Source organism: Polaromonas glacialis (assembly GCF_000709345.1).
GTDB lineage: Bacteria > Pseudomonadota > Gammaproteobacteria > Burkholderiales > Burkholderiaceae_C > Polaromonas > Polaromonas glacialis.
The window spans coordinates 337,581-360,859 of sequence record NZ_KL448324.1; the positions used below are offsets into that span (position 1 = coordinate 337,581).

24 protein-coding genes and 2 pseudogenes are annotated in these 23,279 nt (G+C 60.6%); 14 read left to right on the forward strand and 12 right to left on the reverse strand.

From position 1 onward, the window contains the following. Positions 1–9: 9 nt before the first annotated feature. Positions 10–435 (reverse strand): transposase, encoded by a 426-nt coding sequence (locus EC86_RS0121870; protein WP_029527979.1) that lies wholly within the window; start codon positions 433–435, stop codon positions 10–12. 44 nt (positions 436–479) lie between these two features. Here EC86_RS0121870 and EC86_RS0121875 point away from each other — a divergent pair, with 44 nt between their 5' ends. Beyond that, positions 480–1,001: a nucleoside deaminase gene (locus EC86_RS0121875; RefSeq protein ID WP_084181660.1), complete on the forward strand. Its 522-nt coding sequence runs from the start codon at positions 480–482 to the stop codon at positions 999–1,001. A 22-nt stretch (positions 1,002–1,023) separates the two neighbouring features. On the opposite strand, the gene EC86_RS0121880 is transcribed toward EC86_RS0121875, so the two are convergent. Continuing rightward, positions 1,024–1,995: a LysR family transcriptional regulator gene (locus EC86_RS0121880; protein WP_051676252.1), complete on the reverse strand. Its 972-nt coding sequence runs from the start codon at positions 1,993–1,995 to the stop codon at positions 1,024–1,026. Positions 1,996–2,189: 194 nt separating this feature from the next. On the opposite strand from EC86_RS0121880, the gene EC86_RS0121885 reads away from it, so the two are divergent. The 3 genes and pseudogenes from EC86_RS0121885 to EC86_RS29085 form a co-directional block, all read left to right on the forward strand. Next, complete coding sequence (locus EC86_RS0121885; RefSeq protein ID WP_036773890.1) at positions 2,190–3,539, forward strand: MFS transporter; 1,350 nt, start codon at positions 2,190–2,192, stop codon at positions 3,537–3,539. A 27-nt stretch (positions 3,540–3,566) separates the two neighbouring features. Continuing rightward, a complete protein-coding gene (uraD, locus tag EC86_RS0121890) occupies positions 3,567–4,100 on the forward strand; it encodes a 2-oxo-4-hydroxy-4-carboxy-5-ureidoimidazoline decarboxylase (protein WP_029527983.1) in 534 nt (177 codons plus the stop codon). Between the two features lie 39 nt (positions 4,101–4,139). Then, positions 4,140–4,295: pseudogene (locus tag EC86_RS29085) on the forward strand (IS630 family transposase); the annotation flags it as partial. A 12-nt stretch (positions 4,296–4,307) separates the two neighbouring features. On the opposite strand, the gene EC86_RS29090 reads toward EC86_RS29085, so the two are convergent. Then, complete coding sequence (locus tag EC86_RS29090) at positions 4,308–5,072, reverse strand: IS5 family transposase (protein WP_156955432.1); 765 nt, start codon at positions 5,070–5,072, stop codon at positions 4,308–4,310. A 38-nt stretch (positions 5,073–5,110) separates the two neighbouring features. Further along, positions 5,111–5,254 (reverse strand): annotated as a pseudogene (locus tag EC86_RS28025) (helix-turn-helix domain-containing protein); the annotation flags it as partial. A 194-nt stretch (positions 5,255–5,448) separates the two neighbouring features. On the opposite strand from EC86_RS28025, the gene EC86_RS0121915 reads away from it, so the two are divergent. From EC86_RS0121915 to uraH (EC86_RS0121930), 4 genes are all read left to right on the forward strand, one after another. Continuing rightward, positions 5,449–6,465, forward strand: coding sequence for a Bug family tripartite tricarboxylate transporter substrate binding protein (locus EC86_RS0121915; protein WP_084181668.1), 1,017 nt, complete (start codon positions 5,449–5,451; stop codon positions 6,463–6,465). A gap of 67 nt (positions 6,466–6,532) precedes the next feature. After that, positions 6,533–7,009, forward strand: coding sequence for a 2-oxo-4-hydroxy-4-carboxy-5-ureidoimidazoline decarboxylase (gene uraD / locus EC86_RS0121920; protein WP_232230003.1), 477 nt, complete (start codon positions 6,533–6,535; stop codon positions 7,007–7,009). Positions 7,010–7,044: 35 nt separating this feature from the next. Further along, positions 7,045–7,572: a hydroxyisourate hydrolase gene (locus EC86_RS0121925; RefSeq protein ID WP_029527986.1), complete on the forward strand. Its 528-nt coding sequence runs from the start codon at positions 7,045–7,047 to the stop codon at positions 7,570–7,572. Between the two features lie 37 nt (positions 7,573–7,609). Further along, positions 7,610–7,969 carry a hydroxyisourate hydrolase gene (gene uraH, locus EC86_RS0121930; protein WP_029527987.1) on the forward strand — a complete coding sequence of 120 codons (360 nt, stop codon included), beginning with the start codon at positions 7,610–7,612 and terminating at the stop codon, positions 7,967–7,969. Between the two features lie 860 nt (positions 7,970–8,829). Here the strand turns inward: uraH (EC86_RS0121930) and EC86_RS28030 are convergent. The 7 genes from EC86_RS28030 to EC86_RS0121965 all read right to left on the reverse strand — a co-directional run bounded on the left by EC86_RS28030 (position 8,830) and on the right by EC86_RS0121965 (position 15,988). Further along, on the reverse strand, positions 8,830–10,086 hold the full coding sequence (locus tag EC86_RS28030) for a RidA family protein (protein WP_198026871.1): 1,257 nt from the start codon (positions 10,084–10,086) through the stop codon (positions 8,830–8,832). Between the two features lie 155 nt (positions 10,087–10,241). Further along, a complete protein-coding gene (locus EC86_RS0121940; RefSeq protein WP_029527988.1) occupies positions 10,242–10,637 on the reverse strand; it encodes a nuclear transport factor 2 family protein in 396 nt (131 codons plus the stop codon). A gap of 168 nt (positions 10,638–10,805) precedes the next feature. Continuing rightward, entirely contained in the window at positions 10,806–11,207 is a 402-nt protein-coding gene (locus EC86_RS0121945; protein ID WP_029527989.1) for a tautomerase family protein, read from the reverse strand. Between the two features lie 71 nt (positions 11,208–11,278). Continuing rightward, on the reverse strand, positions 11,279–12,523 hold the full coding sequence (locus tag EC86_RS0121950; RefSeq protein WP_051676265.1) for a M20 family metallopeptidase: 1,245 nt from the start codon (positions 12,521–12,523) through the stop codon (positions 11,279–11,281). Between the two features lie 2 nt (positions 12,524–12,525). Next, positions 12,526–14,295 (reverse strand): 2-oxo-4-hydroxy-4-carboxy-5-ureidoimidazoline decarboxylase, encoded by a 1,770-nt coding sequence (gene uraD / locus EC86_RS0121955; protein WP_029527991.1) that lies wholly within the window; start codon positions 14,293–14,295, stop codon positions 12,526–12,528. After that, positions 14,292–15,263: an allantoinase PuuE gene (gene puuE / locus EC86_RS0121960; protein WP_029527992.1), complete on the reverse strand. Its 972-nt coding sequence runs from the start codon at positions 15,261–15,263 to the stop codon at positions 14,292–14,294. Before puuE ends, uraD (EC86_RS0121955) begins: the two co-directional genes overlap by 4 nt. An 11-nt stretch (positions 15,264–15,274) precedes the next feature. After that, positions 15,275–15,988, reverse strand: a complete 714-nt coding sequence (locus EC86_RS0121965) for a GntR family transcriptional regulator (RefSeq protein WP_029527993.1) — start codon at positions 15,986–15,988, stop codon at positions 15,275–15,277. A 138-nt stretch (positions 15,989–16,126) separates the two neighbouring features. On the opposite strand from EC86_RS0121965, the gene uraH (EC86_RS0121970) reads away from it, so the two are divergent. The 6 genes from uraH (EC86_RS0121970) (at position 16,127) to EC86_RS0122000 (ending at position 22,867) form a co-directional block, all read left to right on the forward strand. After that, complete coding sequence (gene uraH, locus EC86_RS0121970; RefSeq protein WP_029527994.1) at positions 16,127–16,483, forward strand: hydroxyisourate hydrolase; 357 nt, start codon at positions 16,127–16,129, stop codon at positions 16,481–16,483. 255 nt (positions 16,484–16,738) lie between these two features. Next, positions 16,739–17,947, forward strand: coding sequence for a urate hydroxylase PuuD (locus EC86_RS0121975; protein ID WP_029527995.1), 1,209 nt, complete (start codon positions 16,739–16,741; stop codon positions 17,945–17,947). A 112-nt stretch (positions 17,948–18,059) separates the two neighbouring features. After that, positions 18,060–19,562: a nucleobase:cation symporter-2 family protein gene (locus tag EC86_RS0121980; protein ID WP_029527996.1), complete on the forward strand. Its 1,503-nt coding sequence runs from the start codon at positions 18,060–18,062 to the stop codon at positions 19,560–19,562. 77 nt (positions 19,563–19,639) lie between these two features. Continuing rightward, entirely contained in the window at positions 19,640–20,659 is a 1,020-nt protein-coding gene (locus EC86_RS0121985; RefSeq protein WP_029527997.1) for a porin, read from the forward strand. 34 nt (positions 20,660–20,693) lie between these two features. Next, positions 20,694–21,443: a class II aldolase/adducin family protein gene (locus EC86_RS0121990; protein ID WP_029527998.1), complete on the forward strand. Its 750-nt coding sequence runs from the start codon at positions 20,694–20,696 to the stop codon at positions 21,441–21,443. A gap of 302 nt (positions 21,444–21,745) precedes the next feature. Continuing rightward, positions 21,746–22,867, forward strand: coding sequence for an ABC transporter substrate-binding protein (locus EC86_RS0122000; RefSeq protein WP_029527999.1), 1,122 nt, complete (start codon positions 21,746–21,748; stop codon positions 22,865–22,867). Positions 22,868–22,930: 63 nt separating this feature from the next. Here the strand turns inward: EC86_RS0122000 and EC86_RS0122005 are convergent. Beyond that, positions 22,931–23,279: LysR substrate-binding domain-containing protein (locus EC86_RS0122005; RefSeq protein WP_029528000.1), on the reverse strand; the 349-nt coding region annotated here is incomplete at its 5' end.

Here is a 23,279-nt window from a genome sequence, read left to right on the forward strand (position 1 = left end):
CAGTTCAATTCATTCCCCGCTTCCACCGGCCACGATAGTTGTCGCCGAGCGGTCAAGATAGTTGACATCGACCATCCAGACCATTTCAATCGGATTGAGCCAAGGGCTGTAGGTCGGCAGGCTCAACAAAATCAGGCGTCTGGCGGGCGCAGCCCAATGCGCGGCTTGACCGTCTGTGCAACTGGCTGCACCTTCAGGCTCGGAAAACGTGTGTACCTTAACCACAAGCAGATGCCTGATGCGCTGCCAAATTCCCATGGCATTTATGCGGTGTAGCTGCCCAAACATCGAAAATAGATAATTTGTATACAATTGTTTGCTCATTTGCATACTTTTTGTAGAAATGCCTTGAAGGTGGGTTGCCTTGACGCAAGAAAGGCTCGCAAGATATTGCCTCATGCCTACGGCGCCGCCTTGTTCCTTGTTTGAGTCCATAGCGTGCGTTCCTGGCGGGCGCGGCTTTAACCGAAAGTGTTTTCATGCAATCCAGTCCCGACCACCCCGGCAACGCCAACCTTGCGATTCAGCTTGCTCCCGATGAACTTAGAGCGATGCGCCTGGCGATATCCGCCTCCCGCGAGGCGCTCGACGCTGGCAATCAGCCGTATGGCGCGACCCTGGTTTCAGCCGATGGCGAGATCCTGCAGGTGGCTGGCAATGCCCAGGTGACGAGCGGCGACGGCACGGCGCATGCCGAGATCGTGGCGGTGCGCCAAGCCACCGCCCGCCTGGGCGCACAATCCGTTCGCGGTAGTACCGTGTACGCCAGCGGCGAGCCTTGCGCCATGTGCAGTGGCGCGCTCTTCTGGGCCGGCGTGACTCGGGTGGTCTATGGCGCCACCAACCCGCAAATGACCGCCCTGTTCGGTGGCGAGTCGCTGCCGATCCGCTGCGCAGATGTGGTGGCGGGCGCGTCGCCTTCCATGCGGGTGGATGGGCCCGTGCTGGGCGAAGAAGCCATGGCGGTGTTGCACGAGGCGGTAGCGCGCCGGAGCCACTGAACGCCAAAATCCGAGAACGGGTTTATTCGTTGGGGGCGACTTCGGTCGCCAGCGACACAAGCTGGTCGGATAGGCTCTGCGTCACGCGGCCGGCCGCGTCCGATAACAGCTTGCGGAACCAGCGGTGGGCTGGTGCGTGGTGCGAGCGCTCATGCCAGAGCTGGTAAAAGCGCATGCGCGGAAAGTCAAAGGGCGCGCTTGAAATCGCCAGCGGCAAGGTGCGTGCGAAGTGCTCGGCAAAGTGGCGGCCGGTGGTGAACACCAGATCGGTATTGAGCAGCAGGTGGGGCGCAAGTTCGAAGTAGGGCACCACCACGCGGGCATCGCGAATCATGCGATGGTTGGCTAGGTAAGTGTCTACCACGCCCCGCTGGGACTGCGAATAGGGCAGCGGCACGACGTGGCGTGCTGCCAGGTATTGTTCGCGCGTCAGGCCGTGAGCACGAGGATCATTGCGGCTCATCAGGCAGACGACCTCGTCTTCCAGCAGCACAGACAGATGCAGGTGCGGCGGCGGCTGCGGCCAGTTGCCAATGACCACATCGAGCTCTCCCGTAGCCAGTGCATGTTCGTAATCGAACACGGCCCCCAGCGGTTGCACCACTAGACGGGCACGGGGCGCTTCCCGGCAAAAACGACCGACAGCGCCTGCAAGAAAAGAGGCCACCATGAAATCCGGCGATCCGAGGCGAAAGGTTTGCTGGCTGCAGGCCGGGTCGAACTGTTCGGCGCCGGTCAGCATTGCATCAATCTCGCCGAGCGCCCGTCGCGCCTGGTCGCGGAGCACCAGCGCACGGTCGGTGGGCGCCATTCCCCTTTTTTCCCGCACTAACAGCGGGTCGCCAAATATTTCGCGCAAGCGTTTTAGCGCGCTGCTGATGGCTGGCTGCGACTGGTTCAGCCGGATGGCAGTGCGCGAGACATTTCGCTCACTGACCAGTGTGACCAGCACGCGCAGCAGGTAACTGTCCACCGGATCGGCAGGTCGGCTCATGGATCAATCCCCTTGGTCATGGCCGTGATGGTATTCGATTCCGCTATGAAGTTCATAACAGCAGGCGTTCACAAAATTGAAGGCTTGTTCTTAGACTAGGCCTACCTTTCGCATTGTGCTTGTGCCCAGGCAACGACGCGGGAGATGCAGGTTTTTCAAGGCCTGTCAGTCAAAAACCATCAATGGAGACAAACATGAGCACTGCAAGCATCCCGCTATTAGTCGACCAAGCGCCCGCAAAGACGGAGCTGGACGGCGCCTACAAGAAAATCTTCATGCGGCTGATCCCGTTCCTCATGATGTTGTGGGTCCTGGCCTGGCTGGACCGTGTCAACATTGGCTTTGTCAAGCTGACGATGCTTGACGACCTCAAATGGAGCGAGGCCATTTACGGATTGGGTGCTGGCATTTTCTTCCTCGGCTACTTCTTTTTCGAGGTGCCCAGCAATTTGCTCCTGCAAAAAATCGGTGCCAAGAAAACCATCATGCGTATCACGATTGGCTGGGGCCTGACAAGCATTGCCATGATGTTCGTGAAAACGTCGGGAATGTTCTACTTCTTGCGCTTTCTGCTGGGCGTGTTTGAGGCGGGCTTCTACCCTGGCATCATCCTGTACCTGACCTTCTGGTTTCCGAACGACCGCCGCGCCAAGGCCTTTGGCATGTTCATGTCGGCATCGGCCTTTGCTGGCGTGATTGGCGGGCCCCTGGCCGGTGCCATTATGACCAACCTCAATGGCGTCAATGGCTGGGCCGGCTGGCAGTGGGTGTTTTTGATCGAAGGCATTCCCTCGGTGATAGCGGGCATTGCCACTTATTTCTACCTGACAGACAAGCCCGAGCAAGCCCACTGGCTGACGGAACGCGAACGCAATCTGGTGCATGCCGACCTAGCCCGCGACGCGGCATCGCTTGGCCATCGGGAGCACAGCCTGCTGGCCTCGCTGAAGGACGGCAAGATTTGGCTGATGATTCTGATCTACTTCTGCATCATCGCCGCGAACTCGTCGCTGACCTTCTATGGCCCGACGCTGGTCAAGGAAGTCGGCTTCACCAGCCCCATGGCTGTCGGCTGGATCATGGCTGCGGCCTACCTGTGCGGTGCCGCCGGCATGATTCTGAACGGTTTTCATTCCGACAAGTATCAGGAGGCACGTTACCACTGCGGCCTGGCCGCTGCACTGGGCTCGGTGTCGCTGCTGGTGATCGCTTTGCTGCTCAAGACCAGCCCGCTGTTGACCCTGGTGATGTTGACGCTGGCCATCGTCGGCACTATGAGCGCCATCCCGGTGTTCTGGCAAATGCCCAACCGTTTCTTGTCCGGCGCGGCGGCGGCGGGCGGCGTGGCACTGATCAACTCTGTCGCCAACCTGGCCGGTTTTGGCGCGCCATGGATGCTGGGCGTCATCAAGACCTCTACCGGTCAGCTGACATCCGGCTTGTATGTTGTGGCCGCGTTCGAGATCTGCGCCACGCTGCTCATCCTGATGTTCGTGCCGCGCATTCCAAAAACGTCCGCGACCACCAAGGCGACCTTTCACTGAACCCGGATCAAAACTGGAAAAACAAACATGACTGAAGCGACATTAGCGCCGGACCTGAACCTCAACGCCATCAATGCCCTTGACTTGGACGACTTTATTGCCGAGTTCGGCAGCATTTTCGAGCATTCGCCCTGGGTGGCCGAGGGTGCCTGGGCGGCACGGCCGTTCGCCAGCATCGACGTCTTGCATGGCGCCATGATCGGCGTGGTGCGAAGCGCGCCGCGCGCCACGCAGATCGCCTTTCTGTGCGGGCACCCCGAACTCGCTGGCAAGGAGGCGGAAGCAGGCACGATGACGACCGAATCGGTCGGCGAGCAGGCCAGCGCCGGTCTCAATGCCCTGAGCAAAGGCGAGATCGGCGAGTTGCGCGAGCTCAACGCCCGCTACCTCGACCGCCACGGCTTTCCGTTTATCGTCGCCGTGCGGCGCTACAGCAAGCGCGAGATCTTCGAGCAACTGGGCGAACGGATCGAGAGGGACAGCGACACCGAGCTGAACGAGGCCCTGTCGCAAATCGGCACCATCACGCGGCTGCGAGTGCAGGCCAAGGTGTCTGCATGAAAGCCGAACGGCTTTTTCCTATTGAAGGAGACAAGATGAAAACAGGCCATGGGAAAACGGGTGCCAGCGCGAACCAAAGCCAAGCTGCGCGATGCGGCCAATGACCACATGGCCATGCTGGAACGCTCACCCGAGCGTGTGCGCAACTTCTTTCAGGACCAGCGGGTCGCCAAATATTTCGCGCAAGCGTTTTAGGGCGTGTTAACGCTATCGAAGCACCTCGGCAATGAGTGCAACGGTAATAAAGGCAGCAAACATCACGTCAAGCTTGTCGTAGCGAGTGAACACTCGACGCCAGGCCTTGAGCCGGCGAAACATGCGCTCGACCTCATTGCGCCGGCGGTAAAGCGCCTTGTGCAGCTCCCAGGGCTCGCGCCGCTTCGGGTTCGGGGGCACCACCGGCACGAAACCCAGCTGCCTGGCCAGCTCGCGCGTGGCGTCGCCCTCATAGGCACTGTCCATCAGCAAGGCGACTTCGCCGGCCTCCTGCGGCCCGCCCATGGCCTCGATCAGCCTGCGCCCTTCAGGCGCATCGCCGTGCTGCCCCGGCGTCAAGCTCCACGTGATAACGTCGCAGGCACCTGCGGCAACCAGATGAAGTTTGGTGCTCCAGCCGCCCCGGCTCTTGCCAATGGCCTGGGGACCGTTTTTTTTTTGCGCACCCGTGCCGTCCGGATGCACCTTGATGATGGTCGAGTCCAAGCTGACCGCTTCAATGCGCACATGCATCAGGCGCTCGCGCTGGAGTTTCTCGAACACCGTGCTGAGCACGCCAGCCCTGGCCCAGCGGCTCATGCGCGTGTAGATGGTGTGCCAGCAGCCGTAGTGCGTCGGCAGCGCGCGCCATTTGCAGCCATTGGCCGCGACGTACAAGATGGCGTTGAGCACCTCAAAGCTGTCGAGCAAAACATTGCCACGCTGACGCGGCAACAACGGTGCGATCAGTTCGAATTGTTCACGAGTCAGTTGCATTCCCACAGTTTTCCAGCAACCCCTCAGCTTGTCAAGTTTGAGTTAACACGCCCTAGCGCGCTGCTGATGGCTGGCTGCGACTGGTTCAGCCGGATGGCAGTGCGCGAGACATTTCGCTCACTGACCAGTGTGACCAGCACGCGCAGCAGGTAACTGTCCACCGGATCGGCAGGTCGGCTCATGGATCAATCCCCTTGGTCATGGCCGTGATGGTATTCGATTCCGCTATGAAGTTCATAACAGCAGGCGTTCACAAAATTGAAGGCTTGTTCTTAGACTAGGCCTACCTTTCGCATTGTGCTTGTGCCCAGGCAACGACGCGGGAGATGCAGGTTTTTCAAGGCCTGTCAGTCAAAAACCATCAATGGAGACAAACATGAGCACTGCAAGCATCACGATGGAGTTTTTCAAGATGAATATTCAACGCAAGCTCTACGGTCTGGGCTGTGCATTCGCCCTGCTGGCGATGGCCGTCCCGGCGGCGGCTCAGGACAAGTATCCCGACCGTCCCGTGAAGGTGGTGGTGGCCCTGCCGGCCGGCGGTGGCGTGGACATGATCGCGCGCCTGGTTGGCCAGCGGCTGGCCGCCGAGGTGGGCCAGCCCTTCATCGTGGATAACAGGGCCGGCGCCTCAGGGCGCATAGGCCTGCCAGTAGTGGCCAAGGCGGCGCCGGACGGCTACACGCTGATGGTGTCCCCGGCGTCCTTCCTGACCACGAACAAGAGCATCTTCAAGGAGATGTCGTACGACCCCGAGGCCGACTTCGCGCCCATCACCAAGCTGGCGAACCAGTCCATGGTGCTGGTGGTCAAGGACAAGCAAAAGTTTCCGAACGCCGGCGCCGTGCTGGCGGCAGCCAAGGCCAAGCCGGACAGCCTAACCTACGCTTCGTCCGGCGACGGCAGCCCGCAACACCTGGCGGCGCTGATGTTCGAGACGCGCATGAAGGTGCGTATGACGCACATCCCCTACAAGGGCGGCGCACTGGCCATCAACGACATGCTGGGCGGCAATGTGGATCTGCTGTTCGCCCCATTGCCCGAGGCCCTGCCGCACATCAAGTCCGGCAAGCTGTCGGCCTTGGCCATCATGGGAGACAAGCGCTCGGACCTAATCAGCGATGTACCGACCATGCGCGAGAGCGGCATCGACAACATGACCATGGTGACCTGGATAGGCTTGCTGGCTCCAGCACGCACGCCGCGCTCCATCGTGGACCAGCTGAACCGCCAGGTCCACGCGATCCTGGCGCGCGAGGACGTGAAGGTCCAGTTGCGCGAGGCCGGAATGGACGTCGCGCCCACCACGCCCGAGCAGTTCAAGTCCACGATTTCGCAAGAGCTCAAGGTGCATGCCGAACTGGTAAAGGCTTCCGGGCTGGTGCCGCAGTAGGCAAGCGCCTGAGACTGACACGACACAGGCGCTCAAGATCAACCTCAACACCATCAATGCCCTTGACTTGGACGACTTTGTTGCCGAGTTCGGCAGCACTTTCGAGCATTCGCCCTGGGTGGCCGAGGGTGCATGGGCGGCACGGCCGTTCGCCAGCATCGACGTCTTGCATGGCGCCATGATCGGCGTGGTGCGGAGCGCGCCGCGCGCCACGCAGATCGCCTTTCTGTGCGGCCACCCGGAACTCGCCGGCAAGGAAGCGGAGGCGGGCACGATGACGACCGAATCGGTCGGCGAGCAGGCCAGCGCCGGTCTCAATGCCCTGAGCAAAGGCGAGATCGGCGAGTTGCGCGAGCTCAACGCCCGCTACCTCGACCGCCACGGCTTTCCGTTTATCGTCGCCGTGCGGCGCTACAGCAAGCGCGAGATCTTCGAGCAACTGGGCGAACGGATCGAGAGGGACAGCGACACCGAGCTGAACGAGGCCCTGTCGCAAATCGGCACCATCACGCGGCTGCGAGTGCAGGCCAAGGTGTCTGCATGAAAGCCGAACGGCTTTTTCCCATTGAAGGAGACAAGATGAATGACGAAACCACTTCTTTGCAACTTGATCGGATGCCGCGACGCGGCATCCTGCGCGCGGGCTTGCTGATGGGGGGCGCCGCCCTCGCGTCGCCGTTCGCCACGGCGGCGGACGCGCCCGCGACGGCGCCTGCTGGACTGACGGCAGCGCCCAATTCGCAGGCCGGCGTCTCGCCGCGGCTGACTGTGCATGCGATCGACACCTACCATGGCGCGACGGGCGCGGGCTTGAAGCTCGACCTGTCGCGCTTCGACGGCGAACGCTGGCAGCTGTTGAAGACCGTGCGTGCGAACGCCGGTGGACGCCCCGCCGAACCCCTGTTGATCGGCGACAGCTACCGCACCGGCCGCTACGAGGTGCTGGTGCATCTGGACGAATACTTTGCGCAGATGGGGGCCAAACTGCCGAATCCGGCCTTCCTCTCGAAGGTGCCGCTGCGCTTCGTGATCCAGGATGCCGCCCAGCGCGTGCATCTGGCGGCGCTGTTCTCGCCCTGGGGTTATTCCTATTACCGCGGCAGTTGAAACCACCCCCCAATTCAGGAAATCAGGAGAAAACCCAATGGCAGGCATTTCAACCCATGTGCTCGACAGTCTTACCGGTCGCCCTGGCGTCGGCATGCGCATCGACTTCTCGATGCGTGACAAGGACGGTAGTTGGAAAATGGTCAAGAGCATGACCACCAACGCCGACGGCCGAACCGACCAGCCGGTACTCACGGCCGAGGCAGCAGCGGTTGGTGAATACGAGCTGAACTTCCACATCGCCGACTTCTATGAACGCTCGGACGCGCGCCTGGCAGCCCCGATGTTCGTCGATCTCATCGTGCCCTTGCGCTTTGCAATTTTCGATGCCAAGCAGCATTACCACGTACCTATGTTGTGCACGCCCTGGAGCTGCTCGACCTACCGGGGCAGCTGACGCTTTAACAAAATCCTTGATGACATTGGCATAGGGGGCAGCTAGCGTAAGCTGCGCCCCTGCCATACCACCCGGCATGCGGGTTCGCATCGGGTGGTTCGAGAGCTTGAGGTCATGCGAGCCTCTCTCATGTCAGGACCACCTTTAGCATGGATGTGGTTCTGACCGTTGGCAACTTTGACCCTGTGCCTCAGTGTTCATGGCGCGGGCCGCAGGCTTCGTCGCTGACGAGATCACGTGCGTATTCACCGCATGCTACTCTCGTCCGCCGAGCTCGCGCTGGCATCTGACGCATGGTCTTTGACATCAACATGTTCTTAGGAACCACTTGCTCTCATTCGGCCCTTGGCCGTTCGCTTTTGGTCTCAGCGGCCCCGCTACCTGGGCTACTACGGCTTTTGCAACTTCTCGCCCAAGCTCATCACCTTCGTTCTTTCAAGTATAAGACGAGATAATCCTCGGTAAGAACGTACTCCTTTATCGCACTTACCTCCGAACTTACGTTGCCTAGCTGCGCCGGGGAGTGCTCGTTTATATGGATGGCAAGGTAAGGGCAATCGAAGCAAAGTGCCCTCAAGCTTTGCCGAGGGACGATTGGAGCCCTTGGTGCGCGACTTTCATCAGGGCCGGCGCCATGTAATTGTGCGGAATCAGTGTCCGTTTATAGATACGCCATCCACACCTCCTCTACTCAAAGACAAAGGCTGAAAATGCTTGGTTTGTAAGCGAAAAATCTTTTTCCGTCTGTGATTGCTACACGATCACAGACGGCAGAGTCGGTGCTTCCAAATAAAGGAAAGTCCTTATAGTCCATATATAAGACCTTCCTTAGCACTGCCAACAATCAACGCGAAAAGAACTTATGCTTGTGAAGGTGTTCCTTCAACGTTTGATACAACTGCATCGATTTGGACTAAAGCATCTCTAGGTAAGGCTAATACCCCAATTGTTCTTCGTGCAGGGACACCGCCCGGAAAGAATGCTGTGTAAACTTCGTCAACAGCATAAATATCTTCGATGTTTTTAAGAAAAATATTAACTTTAACCACATCACGCATAACGTGGCCAACACTTTCTACAATTGCTTTTATATTGTGTAAGCACTGTCCGACCTGTTCTTTTACGCAGCCATTTACCATTTCACCAGTTTTTGGATCTAATGGCAATTGTGCTGAAATATGATTGTAATGAGAAAAAGCTACAGTTTGTGAGTACGGACCTTTTGGCGCATTACCCGTATTATTTGCTTTAATGACGATGTTACGCGCGTCTTCTGGAGCTTGTGGGGGCGTACCATCTCCGTGTGACACAACAGCTTCAATTTGTACTAAAGCATCCAGAGGTAAAGCTGTAACTGCAATTGCTGTCAGGGCAGGAACGTAGCTTGGGAAAAATGTCGTATAAACATTTTTTGCGCCTTCAATATCTGAGATGTTTTTAACAAATATAGTTATTCTGACAATGTCGTTCATAACATGGTCAATACTCTCCAAAATGGCTTTGATGTTGTTCAAGCATTGATTCGCCTGCTCCTTCACACCACCAGCCACTATTTTGCCGGATTTTGGATCGATAGGTAATTGGGCTGAAATATTGTTGTAATGAGAAAAGGCTACAGATTGTGTGGATAAAAAACTTTTTGGTGCATTATCTGTATTTCTTGCAACTTTTATCAGATCACCTGCCTGTGGTGCATTTGGTATGGTGCCTTCACCATGTGACATAAGCGCTTCAATTTGCACCAAGGCATTCATAGGTAAAGCTGCAACTGCCATTGTCGTCCGTGTAGGAACATAACTTGAGAAAAACGTTGTAAAAACTCCGTCTACAGCGTCAATATCCGAGATATTTTTAACAAATACAGTTATTCTAATAATATCATCCATAACATGGCCGATATTTTCTACGATCGCCTTGATATTTTCGAAGCACTGTTTAGCTTGCTCTTTTACATCACCAGTTACGATTTCACCAGTTTTTGGGTCGATTGGTAATTGAGCTGAAATATTATTGTAGTGAGAGAAGGCTACGGCTTGTGAATATGGGCCTATGCCTTTTGGAGCATTTATCGTGTTTCTCGCTGATACTTCGTTATAGTTACTCATAATAGTATTCATTTCTAATTCTGTATTTACTCATTTAATCATGGCGGGTATATTGCCCGCCGCTTGCGGCGTTCCATTGCAAGGCCAACGTAAGTCAGTTACGGTTCAAACGCCGCTTGCCGGATCGGCATCTCGGCGCACACAGGGCGGCTGCAGGCCACGTGCGATCAGCTCGCCTGCGCGTGAAATGCCTTGTTGGCGATTTTCCAGCCTTGCGCGGTCTTGAGCAGCAAGAAATAGTCGATAAAAGTGACTGCGCCATGCACCAGCGTAATCCTGGCGCTGGCAGCGGTGCCGCCAATGTCGATGGCGTCAATTGTGCGGCGTCGCGTGGCTTCGTCGGCGGCCGGCGTGCCCTTGAAGCGCAGGCAGTATTCCTCCATCGTCCAGGAAGTCAGCGGACCTTCGCGCACGCTTTCTATGTGGGCCGAGACCATGAACGCCTGGCGCATGTGGGCGGCGTCATCGGTCGCGTGGCCCTGCAGGTAGTGTTCGAGCGGCACGCGCACGGCGGCTTCTTCGGGGTGGTGGGTCAAGCTGTGGGCGGCGGTTGTTGCGGTCATGGGTATCCTCCTGGGGGTTTGAATGGGGGTCAGTGGCTGCCAGAGTGAATGACAGCCACGGCTGGCGGCGGCTGAATCTGTTGTTTTGCAGATTCTTTGCAAGCCATGCAATGCTGGTTTATGACGCCCGGCAGCTTGCCAGCGTCTGCCTTGAGCGCAGCGGTAAGGTCAGATACCCACCTGCTGAACAATCGCCATGGCGAATTTTCCGCCGCCGACGGACCAGTCAGAGTAATCGTTTTCATGCATGAAAATGAACACGTCGCTGGGCGCCACGCCGGCATTTTTTTCAAGATTTTGCGCAATGCCGGCATAAAGCGCGCGCTTCATGGCGTCACTGCGGCCACGGCGCAGGGTGATATCAATCACCACCACGGCGTCAGAGCGGGCAACGCCATTGAACGTGCGGCTGTAGAAAAACTGCTGCGCATCGTAGTCGGTCACGAGGTTGAACAGCTCGTCGGCGGGCATGCCGATGCTGTCCACCAGCGCTTGGTGAATACCGTCGACGATGCTTTGTCGCTGGGCGGCAGGCGTGTCCTTGTGAACACAGGTGCGAATGAATGGCATGAATACTTCTTTAGATTGAAGTTGAAAAATCGGCCGACGCTGGCGCGGCCAAGCCGCCGACTCAATAAGGCTTATTTCAGCATTTCAAGCAGCGCGCGTGCCACCACCTTGGTGGCGCGGCGCAGGTCTTCGAGCACCAGATGTTCGTCGGCGCGCTTGGCGTTGCTTTCAAACACCGTGCGCGGACCGGCGCCATAGATGGCCGAAGGCACGCCGGCCGCGCCGAACAGGCGGACATCGGTGTACAGCGGTGTGCCGCAAGTGGGCACCGGCTCGCCCATCACCTGCTCGCCATGCTTTTGCAGCGCTTGCACCAGCTCGGCATTGCGTGAGTCTGGCTTCCACGCCTCGGCCATCAGCAGGCGCTTGATGTCGACCGTGATGCCGGGCATGGTGGAGGCTGCTTCGGCAATCACGCGGCGCACGGTGGCTTCGACTTCAGCCGGGTTCTCCTCGGGAATCATGCGGCGGTCCAGCTTGATGACGACCTTGCCGGGCACTACGTTGGTGTTCGTGCCGCCTTCGATGCGGCCGACATTGAGGTAAGGATGCTCGATGCCCTCAAAGTCTGAGGTGACCGACTGGTACAGCTGGTTTTGCTGGTACAGCGCGTTCAGGATGGCAGTGGCGCCCTGCAGCGCATCGATGCCGGTGTGGGGAATGGCCGCGTGCGCCATCTTGCCGTGGACGGTGACTTCCATTTGCAGGCAGCCGTTGTGCGCGGTGATGATCTGGTAGGCAAAGCCGGCGGCAATCAGGAAGTCGGGTTGTGTCAGCTTGTTGCGCAGCAACCAGCCGGGGCCGAGTTCGCCGCCAAATTCTTCGTCGTAGGTGAACAGCAACTCGACGCCGCCTTTCAACGGCAAGCCCAGCGCTTCGAGGGCGCGAACGGCAAAGGTGTAGGTGGCAAAGTCGCTTTTGCTGACCGCCGAGGCGCGGCCGTAGAGCTTGCCATCGACGACCTCTGCGCCGTACGGGTCGTGCGTCCAGCCGTCGCCAGGGGGCACCACGTCGCCATGCGCATTCAGCGCGATGGTGCGGCCTTCGCCATAGTGGCGCCGAACGACCAGGTTGGTGATCGACTCCATGCCGTAGTCCTTGACCTCCTGGGCCGGGACCGGATGCTTTTCAACTTCAAAGCCGAAACCCTGGAGCAATTCAGCGGTGCGCTCGGCGTGCGGCGCGTTGTTGCCGGGCGGTGTGTCGGTCGGCACGCGCACCAGTTGCTGCAGGAACTGGACTTCTTCGTCAAAGTGCGCGTCGATCCAGGCGTCAATCGCCGTATTGTGGTTGGTATTGATTTGGGTATTGGTCATGGTCATTCGGTGGCAAGTTGTTCAAGCAGGTTCTGGAAGGCGCGCACGCACAGGTCGGTGTCGTCGTTGGTGATCGATTCCAGCGGGTTGTGGCTGATGCCGGCGTTCAGCCCGCGCACAAACAGCATCGCCTGCGGCATGATTTCGTGCAGCTTCATGGCGTCGTGGCCGGCGCCGCTGGGCATGCGGAACACCGGCAGGCCCAGGGTCTCGACGGCACGCTCCCAGCGCTGCTGCCATTCGGGTGCGCTGGGCGCGGCGGCGGCGCGCATGGTCTCTTCCAGCTTGTAGTGCACGCCGCGCCGCTCGCAGAGGTCTTTGAGCGCGTTGCGAATGTCGGCGGAGCAGGCGTCGCGCACCTCATTGGTGGTGGCGCGAATGTCCAGGCTGAATTTGCAGCGGCCCGGCACGACGTTGATCGAGCCATTGGGCACCTCCAGCATGCCGACGGTAGCCACCAGGTGCGGCACGCTGGCGCCGCGTTGCTCGACATACAGTGCCAGCTCGGCGGCGGCGGTGGCCGCGTCGCGGCGCCGGTCCATGGGCGTGGTGCCGGCGTGGCTGGCCATGCCGATGATTTCACCCACGAAACGCACGCTGCCGTTGATGGAGGTCACGATGCCCAGCGGCAGATCAACCTCGTTGAGGACCGGGCCTTGCTCGATATGCACCTCGACAAAACCGAGGTAACGGGCAGGGTCGCGCTGCAGCTTAGGGATGTCGTCAATGCACAGCCCGGCATGGTTGATGGCCTCGCGCATCGTAATGCCGTCGGTGTCCTGCTGGTCTAGCCAGGCCGCGTCGAAATGGCCGGTGAGCGCGCCCGAGCCCAGGAAGGTCGCCTTGTAGCGCTGGCCTTCCTCTTCGGCAAAGCCGACGACCTCGAAGCCGAACGGCAGGCGCCGGCCCTGGCGGTGCAACTCGCGCACGCAGGCCATCGGCACGAAGATGCCCAGGCGGCCATCGTACTTGCCGCCGTTGCGCACCGTGTCATAGTGCGAGCCGGTCAGCAGGCGCGTGGCCTGCGGGTCGCTGCCGTGGTAGATGCCAACCACGTTGCCGACCGCATCAATCGACACTTCATCGAAGCCGCAGTCCTCTCGCATCCAATGCGACAGTCGCTGGGCGCAGGCGCGGTGGGCGTCGGTCAGGTAGGTCACGGTGAGTTCGCCGCGTTCGGCGTAACCGGGGTCGGTGTTTGTGCTCAGGCGCTCGGCCCAGTCCCAGACTAGGTTGCCCAGGTCGGGCGAGTGGCCGAACTTGTCGTTCAGGCGGAGTTCGGCAATACGGTGAATGTTGCGCAGGCACTCGGCCAGTTCAAAGTCGGGATGGTTGTCCAGCCGGCGCGCAAAGGTGGCGATGATCTCAGCCTTGGGCAGGCCCTGGCCGCGCGGGCCGCGCACTGCCAAGGTAAACGGAAAGCTGAAGCGGGCGTTGTAGTCGGCATTGAGCTGCTGGATGCGCGCGAATTCTTCGGGCGTGCAGTCGGTCAGGCCGGCCTTGCCCTGCTCGTTCGTCGATTCGGGAGTCAGGGTCTGACTGACCATGGCCTTGCCGGCGAGTTCCGGGTGGGCGCGGATCAGGGCCAGCTGCGCAGCCCGGTCGGCGCTGCGCACGCCTTCGGCCAGCGCCAGCTTGAGCTGGGCCAGGCTGGCGAACGGGCGCTGCGCCCAGGCCTGCGCCGCAATCCATGGTGAATGTTCGTAGGTGCCGTCCAGGAGCTGGACGAATTCGGCCTGCGAGGCCGTGTTGAGTTGTTCGAGGGTAATCATTTGCAGGCGGGCCAGACAAAGGCGTTCTCAGGGTTGAAGGGATGCGCCGCTTTCCAGTGGCGCGCTATGTCGATACGCCGGGCGACCCAGACGCGGTCGTGCTTTTCAATGTGGTCCAGAAAGCGCTGCAGTGCACGCATCCGGCCCGGGCGGCCCAGGATGCGGCAGTGCATGCCGATGCTCAGCATCGCCGGATGCTCGTCGCCTTCGGCATACAGCACGTCAAAGCTGTCGCGCAGGTAGGTGAAGAAATCGTCGCCCTGCGAAAAGCCCTGCGGCAGCGCAAAGCGCATGTCGTTGGTGTCCAGCGTATAGGGAACGACGAGCTGCGGCGCTAGCGAGCCGTCGGTTTTCTCGACCTGGAGCCAGAAGGGCAGGTCGTCCCCGTAATAGTCGCTGTCGTACTCGAAACCACCGTAATCGGCCACCAGCCGGCGCGTGTTCGGGCTGTCGCGGCCGGTGTACCAGCCCAACGGCCGCTGGCCGGTCAGGCGTGCTATGGCCGCCATGCCTTGTGCCATATGTTCGCGCTCGGTCGCCTCGTCAATCCCCTGGTAATTGATCCAGCGCCAGCCGTGGCAGGCGATTTCATGGCCGAGTTCCTGAAAGGCCGCCGCTACTTCGGGGCAACGCTCCAGCGCCATTCCAACGCCGAATACCGTCAGCGGCAAGCCACGCTTTTCAAACTCGCGCAGCAAGCGCCACACGCCGGCGCGCGCGCCGTATTCGTAGATGCCTTCCATGCTCAGGTGGCGCTCGGGGTAGGCCGGCGGGCTGGCCATTTCGGACAAAAACTGCTCGCTGCCAGCGTCGCCGTGCAGCACCGAGTTCTCGCCGCCTTCTTCGTAATTCAGCACGAACTGCACCGCAATGCGGGCGCGGCCCGGCCAGTTGGCATGCGGCGGATTACGGCCGTAGCCGGCCAGGTCGCGCGGGTAAGCGCGAAGAAGGGGGGTGTCAACATTCATGCAAAGGTCAATCAAAGAGGCCGAAGTGCATCGGCAAGGTCTGTGGAATTGGGGTTGAGCCGCAGGTTGCGTTCGACATTGGTAATGTGGTGCTCCATCAGCCGAACCGCCGTACGCGCATCGCGTTTTTCGAGCGCATCCACGATGTGCAGGTGCTCGTCCTGGGAATGCACCGCCGAATGGGCGGACTGGTACATCAGCGAGATCAGCGACGAGCGGCTGAGCAGGTCGGCCAGCAACTGGGCCAACACCTCATTGCCCAGCAGGCGTGCGAGCAGCACGTGAAAGTCGGCCAGCAACCGCGTGCGGCCCGAAACATCGGTGCGCTTGACGGCTTCCTGCTCGTTGCGCAGGTGGGCGCGCAGTTGCGCGATTTGTACATCGGTGATTTGTGCGCAGAGCTGGCGCACCATCGCCGATTCGATCATGGCGCGAACCTCAAACACCTGGCGGGCTTCCTCGATGCTGGGCATGGCGACGGACGCGCCTCGTGCCGCCTCCAGAACCACCAGATGCTCGCGGCTGAGCTGATTCAGCGCCTGGCGCACGATGGTGCGCGAGACATCAAAAATGTCAGCGATTTTTTGTTCGGTGAGCTTGGTGCCCGGCATCAGCCGGCGCTCAACGATGGCAGCGGTGATGGACTCCACGATGCGTTGCGTCGAGCCCGGTGACACAGCCGCTTCCTTGGCGCCGACAACCTGAAGATGGTTAAGACGTTTCATGGATTTTTGTGATTGCGTATTCATTGTGATTTTCAAAGTGTATACACTTTACTCCAGTAAAACAAGTTTTTATCATTGCTAGACCCCGATGTTCGGAGGTCGTGTCAGTTTCGTTGTGTTTTAAAAAGGAGAATTTTTATGGGCCATCTCAGTACCCACGTGCTCGACACCATGAACGGTTGCCCCGCTGCTGGCATGAAAGTGACGCTGCAGCGCCTTGCAGGCGCAAGCTTCGAGACCCTCAAAACCCTCACCCTGAATGCCGATGGCCGCAACGATGGCGGGCCGTTGCTGGACGCCGGCGCCATGGCGATCGGGCGTTATCGCCTGCTGTTCGAGGTGGCGGCGTACTTTCGCGCCCGTGGCGTCGTGCTGCCCGAGCCTGCCTTTGTCGATGTCGTGCCTATTGATTTTGGCATCTCCGACGCGCAGGGCCATTACCACGTCCCCTTGCTGGTGACGCCCTGGACCTACGCGACCTACCGGGGCTCTTGAGCGCCGGCTGGTTGACCGGGGTCTTGTCTGCGATGCGACGATGCAATATTTTTTTACACGATACCGGGAAAACCCTGTGAATCCGTGCCCTGAAAACTGTATACATTAATTCCACGTCGCCGCGGAGCCCGGACTGGCCGGCCCTCTCAAGGCAGGTCCACCCGGTTGCGATGTCCACTCCTTAGAGAGCCCGCAGTGGTAAGGGGAAAGCGCAGCGCATGGCGGCTGTGCATGCCTTGAATTGCGAGCGTGTAAATGGATACCGCATACCTTCTCGACTGGGCCAACCTGCTGCTGCGCTGGGCCCACGTCATCACGGCGATTGCCTGGATCGGCTCGTCGTTCTACTTTGTCTTTCTCGACAGCAGCCTGACCAAACCCGAAGACCCGGAACTGGTCAACAAAGGCGTGGACGGCGAACTCTGGGCCGTGCACGGCGGGGGTTTTTACCATCCGCAAAAGTACCTGGTCGCGCCCAAGCAGATGCCGCAAAACCTGCACTGGTTTTACTGGGAGAGTTACTCCACCTGGCTGACCGGATTTGCCCTGTTCACGGTGCTCTACCTGTTCAACGCGGCCACCTTCCTGGTCGACAAAAGCGTTTACGACTGGTCCGCTGGTGCGGCCATTGGCGCCTCGCTGGGCTTTCTGGTGGCCTTCTGGTTTGTCTACGACACCATCTGCCGGACCCTGGGGCGCAAGAAAAACGGGGATCTGATCGTGGGCGTGTGCATTCTTGCCTTTGTCATGTTCGCTGCCTGGCTGGCCTGTCAGCTGTTCGCCGGGCGGGCCGCCTTCCTGCTGGTCGGCGCCATGCTGGCCACCACCATGAGCGCCAACGTCTTTGTCTGGATCATTCCCGGCCAGCGCAAGGTCGTGGCCCAGCTCAAGGCCGGCCTGCCGGTGGACCCGGTGTATGGCTGGCGCGCCAAGCAGCGCAGCGTACACAACACCTATTTCACGCTGCCGGTGCTCATTGCCATGCTGTCCAACCATTACGGCTGGCTGTATTCGGCCAAGGGCAACTGGCTGGTGCTGGTGGCCCTGATGCTGGCCGGCGCCCTGATCCGCCACAGCTTCGTGGCCCGGCACAAGGCTGGCGTGCAGGGCAAGCGCGCACCCTGGGAATATGCGGGTCTGGGCGTGGCCCTGCTGGCCGGGCTGGTGGTCTGGATGGCCCCGCCGCCGCCGTCGGCCGCTGCCATTGCGGCCGCGGGCAAGCCGATCAATTTTGCCGAAGTCAAGACGGTCATCGACCAGCGCTGCGTCCTGTGCCACAACGCGCAGCTGCAAAGCAAGGGCGTGGCCCTGCACACCCCCGAACTGGTCAAGCAGCATGCCCAGGCGCTGTACCAGCAGGCGGTCGTGCTCAAGATCATGCCCATGAACAATGCCACGCAAATCACCGACGACGAACGCGCCGTGCTCAAGCGCTGGTTCGAGGCGGGCGCCCCGGTCAACTAGACCGCTGGCGCACCAACGCATCCGGCACTGCACACCAGTCACACACCGCCCCCGGCCCGTGGCGTAAACGGGCTTTTTTCCCCGCCCCCAAGAAGACCCCAAGGAGACAAGCATGACCCCTGACACCGTCCATCCGGTAGATGAAAAGCTGCCCATCGGCAAACTCACCGCGCTGGGCCTGCAGCATGTGATGGTGATGTATGCCGGCGCCATCGCCGTGCCGCTGATCATCGGCCGCGCCCTGAAGCTCTCGCCCGAGCAGGTGGCGCTCTTGATCTCGGCCGACCTGTTTGCCTGCGGCATCGTCACGCTGATCCAGTCGCTCGGCTTTGGCCGCTACTTTGGCATCCGGTTGCCGGTGATGATGGGCGTGACGTTTGCGGCCGTCGGGCCGATGGTGGCCTTTGCCAATGCCATGCCGGGCGTGGAGGGCGCGCGCGCCATCTTTGGCGCCATCATCGGGGCGGGCGTGCTGTCGATGCTGATCGCGCCCATGATCAGCCGGCTGCTGCGCTTTTTTCCGCCGGTGGTCACCGGCACCATCATTGCCATCATCGGCATCAGCCTGATGCGGGTCGGCGTGGGCTGGGCCGTGGGCGGGCCGGCGCAACTGGCGCAAACGGTCGATGTGCCCAAGCTGGTGGCCATGGTCGACAGCGCCAAGGCCGCGGCAGGCGCGGCTGCAGCGGCTGCCCCGGCAGGCGCGGCGCTGCCGGTCATGAAGCTGCCCGGGCCGATCCCGATGCTCGACAACCTGGCCTACGGCGCGCTGGACAACCTGGCGATTGCCGCCTTCGTGCTGGTGGTCATCTTGCTGCTGGTCAAGTTCATGCGCGGCTTTGTGGCCAACATTTCGGTGCTGCTGGGCATGGCCGCCGGCTGCGTGCTGGCCCTCTCGCTTGGCAAGATGAACTTCGACAAGGTCGGCAAGGCGCACTGGTTTGACGTGGTCACGCCGTTTGCCTTTGGCCCGCCGACCTTCGACATCGTGATGATCCTGACCATGACGCTGGTGATGATCGTCGTGATGATCGAGTCGGTCGGCATGTTCCTGGCGCTGTCGGACCTGACGGGCAAGAAGATCAGCCAGGCCGAGATGTCGGCCGGCCTGCGCACCGACGGCCTGGGCACGCTGATTGGCGGCATCTTCAACACCTTTCCCTACACCAGCTTTTCGCAAAACGTCGGCCTGGTCGGCGTGACCGGCGTCAAGAGCCGCTGGGTCTGCGTAGCCGGCGGCGTCATCATGATCATCTTGGGCATGCTGCCCAAGATGGCCGCCTTCGTCGAGTCGATTCCCATGTTCGTGCTGGGCGGCGCCGGGCTGGTGATGTTCGGCATGGTCGCGGCCACCGGCATCCGCATCCTGTCCACGGTGGATTACAAAGGCAACCGCAACAACCTCTACATCGTGGCGCTGGCCATCGGTTTTGGCCTGATTCCGCTGGTGGCGCCGCGCTGGATGCAGCAGATGGCCCACGGCCTGCACCCGCTGCTCGAATCGGGCATCTTGCTGACCGCCGTGTCGGCGGTGCTGCTCAACCTGTTCTTCAACGGTGCCAAAGCCGACGTGGGCAGTTCCATCGAGGCGGCCAAACTGGCCGAGGCGCATTGAGGGCACCCGCCGCCCTTTTGCCGTTGCTTTCCATTTTTTTTCGTCCTTCCTTCCTGCTCCTTACTTTAAGCCACACCATGATGAAACCACTCCTGCGATCCCTCTCCCTGGCCTGCCTGGCCGCCACGGCATTTGGCGCCCAGGCGCAAAGTTCGGTCACCCTGTTCGGCCTGGTCGACATGAGCATTGGCTCAAGCAAAGCACCGGGCGGCTTGCGCCAGAGCGGCGTGGACAGCGGCAAGCTGACCACCAGCCACTTCGGCATGCGGGGCGCCGAAGACCTGGGCGGCGGTTTGTCCGCTGTGTTCCGGCTGGAGGGTTTCCTGCTGGCCGACACCGGCGCTTCGGGCCGCTTTGCGGGCGACACGCTGTTTTCGCGCACCGCATCGGTGGGCTTGTCGAGTAAAAGTTGGGGCACCTTCACGCTGGGGCGCAACACCACGCCGTTGTTCATCTCCACCGTGTCGTTTAATCCCTTTGGCGACTCCTACGGCTATTCACCCAGCATCCGCCATTACTTCACCAGCAGCACGGTCACCGGGGACTCGGCCTGGAACAACTCGGCGCTTTACGCCAGTCCCGATTTTGGCGGCTTCAGGTTCGGCGTGATCAGCGCTGCGGCGGCGACCAAGAGCACTGGCGCGGGTTCCAGCAACGGCTCGAACTGGGGTGCCAACGTCGGTTATGCCGGCGGCCCGTTGTCTGCCGCGCTGGTCTATCAGTCGGTCAAGAAAGACGAAACAAGGCCTGTGCCGGCGGCAGTGCAAACCGACACGCGCACCTGGCAGCTCAATGGCGCCTACGATTTCACGGTCGCCAAGGCCTTCGCGCAGTACGGTGAAGTCAAGAACACGACGACTGCCAACCGGTACCGCATTTCCGAACTGGGCGCCCGGGTGCCGGTGGGTGCGGGCGCAGTGCTGGCCGCGTGGGGACGTGTGGCGCCAAAAACCGGGCCTGACCGCAACACGGTTTCCCTCGGCTACGACTACAACCTGTCCAAGCGCACCGATATCTACGCCGTGGCCATGCGTGACAAGATCGACAACCTGTCGAATGGCAGCAGCTATTCGGTGGGCGTGCGCCACCGGTTCTGAAGAACAAGCAACCGCTGGTCATAAAGTGTTGCGCTTGCCCTCAGACCGTGCCCCGCGCAGCGAGCAGCAGGTGCGCGTTGACCTGGCGGCTGCCTACCGGCTGGCCGCGCTGGCGGGTTGGGACGATACGGTGTACACCCATCTCTCGGCCACTGTGCCGGGCGAGCCGGGCGTCTATTTGATCAATGAATTCGGACTGGGTTTTGACGAGATGACCGCCTCCAGTCTGGTCAAGGTGAACCTGCGCGGCGAGGTGGTCGATGGTTCGGGCCGGGCCGTCAACCCGACCGGCTTCACCATTCATGGCGCCGTGCATGCGGCCCGGCCAGAGCTTGAATGCGTGATCCATCTGCACACGCCCTGGGGGGTGGCGCTGTCAATGCTCCCCAAGGGCTTGCAGCCAGGCTCGCAGTGGGCGATGCGGCTGCATGGCCGGCTGGGTCGCCACCGCTATGAAGGGCTGTCGCTTGGCGTTGATGAGCAACAACGCCTCGTGGTCAACCTGGGCCTGCTTGACGGCTTGATCCTGGAAAACCATGGCACGCTCACCGTGGGCCGCAGCGTGGCCGAAGCCTTTATGCTGATGCATGTGCTTGAGCGGGCCGCGCAGGCACAACTGCACGCCATGGCGGCCACTGGCGGACATATCGCCGTGGCCAGCGACGAACTTGCAAGCCGCACCTGTCGCCAATGGGCTGGCGACGGCAGCGAGTGGGACGGCGACGTCGAATGGCCCGCGTTGCTGCGCCGCGCCGACCGTTTGACACCGGGCTACCGCGACTGAACCAAATTTTTGCGCCACAGGCGTTTTTGCCCCTGACGGCTTGAAGCCTGAGCCTGATTGACTGGCAACCACTGGCTGCAAAAAGCAGTGTTTTTGCTATTTAATTGATAGCTGCTAGTGCATATGGAGCATGCGCAAGAGGCCTATTTGATGCAAAAAATTTATTTTTTTGGGCAGGTTGATCCCGCTCTGATGCGGCCGGGGCTGGTTTTGCGCTGAACAGGCGATGGGTGTTCGTGCAACTGTCCGGATTGTGTAATGGGGCGCAAGTTGTGCGCTTGTTTTTAAATTCTGGTGAGTTAATGATGAAATCAGTCTTGATCTCTGTAATCCTGCACGGCTTCGTTGCATCTGCCGTCGCGCAATCCGCCAGCGATATTCTCATCGGCGTCAGTTTGCCCTTGTCAGGCCCTGGTGCTGCGGCCGGGAAAGAGGGGCAGGCCGTCATGCAGGCTTACATCGACTCGGTCAACAAGGCGGGCGGCATCCAGGGCAAACGCATCGTGTTGCGGGTGCTGGACGACGAATTCAATCCGCAGAAAGCAGCCGACAACGCACGGCAACTCGCCAACGACAAGGTGGTGGCATTGTTCAATTGCTGGGGCACCAGCAGTTGCAGCGCGATGCTGCCGGTTGCCAGCGAATACAGTGTGCCGCTGATCGCTGGCATCGCGGGTTCAGGCCCCATGCGTACCCAGCCGGGTCATTTTGTGTTCAATGTGCGACCCACCACGAGCGCGGAAATTGCGCGCATGGTCGAGCAGATGGTCGTGGGCGGCCAGACCCGCATTGCTGTGGTTTACCAAAAGGATGCTTTCGGCCAGAGCGCCCTGGCCGCAGCCCAGGAGGTACTGGCCAAGGCCGGCATCAAGCCGACCGGCGAGGTGGCGTTGTCGGCCGACGCGTCCGATGTGCCTGCCGTGTTGGAGGCGCTGAAAAAGGGAGCACCCAATGGCGTCGTGTTGCTCGCCTCGTCCCGCTCTACCGTTGCACTGATCACGCAGGCACGCCGTAGCGGGTTGGCGGTGCCGATTTACAACCTCGCCGCGCAGGCCAACCAGCGGGTCGCGACCGATCTGGGCGAGTACACGGGCAATGTGATCTTTACGACCGTCGTGCCCAGCCCTGCGCGCGTCGCCCTGCCGGTGGTCAACGAATACCGCAAGCTCTATGCTGCGGTCAGCGGCAGCGACGAGTTCTCTTACCTCGGGCTGGAGACCTTTATCAATACCAGGATACTGGTCGAGGGTCTGCGACATGCCGGACGTGATCAAAGTCGCGAGGGCCTAGTCACCGCGCTTGAGACCATGGGTGCGAAAACCTTTGGCGATGTGGTCTCGGTCAAGTATGGCCCCAACCGCCGGGACGGTTCCAGCTTCGTGGGGCTTGCCATCGTTGATCGGCAAGGGCGATTCCGGGAGTAGCCTTGCAGGGACGCGACCTGAACCACACGCTTTTTCCGCGCGCCAATACAGCGTGCCCGTCGCTCAATATTCCGATGGGCTTTGCTGCACAGCCTCGCCTGTGCAAGGCGCCTGACGCCACCAGTCGCCAGCCAGTGACTGCTGCAAAAAGCCGCTGAAACTCGTCACCTTCAGCGGCACCAGCTTGGGCGAGGGAAACACGGCATGGACTTCCTGCTCGGGCAGGCCGTGGTCGGCCAGCACGGGCATGACCGCGCCATCGGCCAGCGATTCGCGCGCGACGTACCAGGGCAACACGGCCAGACCCATGCCGGCGCGCGTGGCGGCCAGCACCGCCGACAGGTTATTCGAGCGCAGCAGGCCCCTGACCGGCACCGACAGCTTCTGGCCCGCCGGCGTGCGCAGGCTCCAG

Excerpts from the sequence above, each read along its gene's own strand:
- EC86_RS0121870 (WP_029527979.1), bottom strand. The coding sequence starts at position 435 with ATGGACTCAAACAAGGAACAAGGCGGCGCCGTAGGCATGAGGCAATAT.
- EC86_RS0121875 (WP_084181660.1), top strand. The coding sequence starts at position 480 with ATGCAATCCAGTCCCGACCACCCCGGCAACGCCAACCTTGCGATTCAG.
- EC86_RS0121880 (WP_051676252.1), bottom strand. The coding sequence starts at position 1,995 with ATGAGCCGACCTGCCGATCCGGTGGACAGTTACCTGCTGCGCGTGCTG.
- EC86_RS0121885 (WP_036773890.1), top strand. The coding sequence starts at position 2,190 with ATGAGCACTGCAAGCATCCCGCTATTAGTCGACCAAGCGCCCGCAAAG.
- uraD (WP_029527983.1), top strand. The coding sequence starts at position 3,567 with ATGACTGAAGCGACATTAGCGCCGGACCTGAACCTCAACGCCATCAAT.
- EC86_RS29090 (WP_156955432.1), bottom strand. The coding sequence starts at position 5,072 with ATGCAACTGACTCGTGAACAATTCGAACTGATCGCACCGTTGTTGCCG.
- EC86_RS0121915 (WP_084181668.1), top strand. The coding sequence starts at position 5,449 with ATGAGCACTGCAAGCATCACGATGGAGTTTTTCAAGATGAATATTCAA.
- EC86_RS0121925 (WP_029527986.1), top strand. The coding sequence starts at position 7,045 with ATGAATGACGAAACCACTTCTTTGCAACTTGATCGGATGCCGCGACGC.
- uraH (WP_029527987.1), top strand. The coding sequence starts at position 7,610 with ATGGCAGGCATTTCAACCCATGTGCTCGACAGTCTTACCGGTCGCCCT.
- EC86_RS28030 (WP_198026871.1), bottom strand. The coding sequence starts at position 10,086 with ATGAATACTATTATGAGTAACTATAACGAAGTATCAGCGAGAAACACG.
- EC86_RS0121940 (WP_029527988.1), bottom strand. The coding sequence starts at position 10,637 with ATGACCGCAACAACCGCCGCCCACAGCTTGACCCACCACCCCGAAGAA.
- EC86_RS0121945 (WP_029527989.1), bottom strand. The coding sequence starts at position 11,207 with ATGCCATTCATTCGCACCTGTGTTCACAAGGACACGCCTGCCGCCCAG.
- EC86_RS0121950 (WP_051676265.1), bottom strand. The coding sequence starts at position 12,523 with ATGACCAATACCCAAATCAATACCAACCACAATACGGCGATTGACGCC.
- uraD (WP_029527991.1), bottom strand. The coding sequence starts at position 14,295 with ATGATTACCCTCGAACAACTCAACACGGCCTCGCAGGCCGAATTCGTC.
- puuE (WP_029527992.1), bottom strand. The coding sequence starts at position 15,263 with ATGAATGTTGACACCCCCCTTCTTCGCGCTTACCCGCGCGACCTGGCC.
- EC86_RS0121965 (WP_029527993.1), bottom strand. The coding sequence starts at position 15,988 with ATGAAACGTCTTAACCATCTTCAGGTTGTCGGCGCCAAGGAAGCGGCT.
- uraH (WP_029527994.1), top strand. The coding sequence starts at position 16,127 with ATGGGCCATCTCAGTACCCACGTGCTCGACACCATGAACGGTTGCCCC.
- EC86_RS0121975 (WP_029527995.1), top strand. The coding sequence starts at position 16,739 with ATGGATACCGCATACCTTCTCGACTGGGCCAACCTGCTGCTGCGCTGG.
- EC86_RS0121980 (WP_029527996.1), top strand. The coding sequence starts at position 18,060 with ATGACCCCTGACACCGTCCATCCGGTAGATGAAAAGCTGCCCATCGGC.
- EC86_RS0121985 (WP_029527997.1), top strand. The coding sequence starts at position 19,640 with ATGATGAAACCACTCCTGCGATCCCTCTCCCTGGCCTGCCTGGCCGCC.
- EC86_RS0122000 (WP_029527999.1), top strand. The coding sequence starts at position 21,746 with ATGATGAAATCAGTCTTGATCTCTGTAATCCTGCACGGCTTCGTTGCA.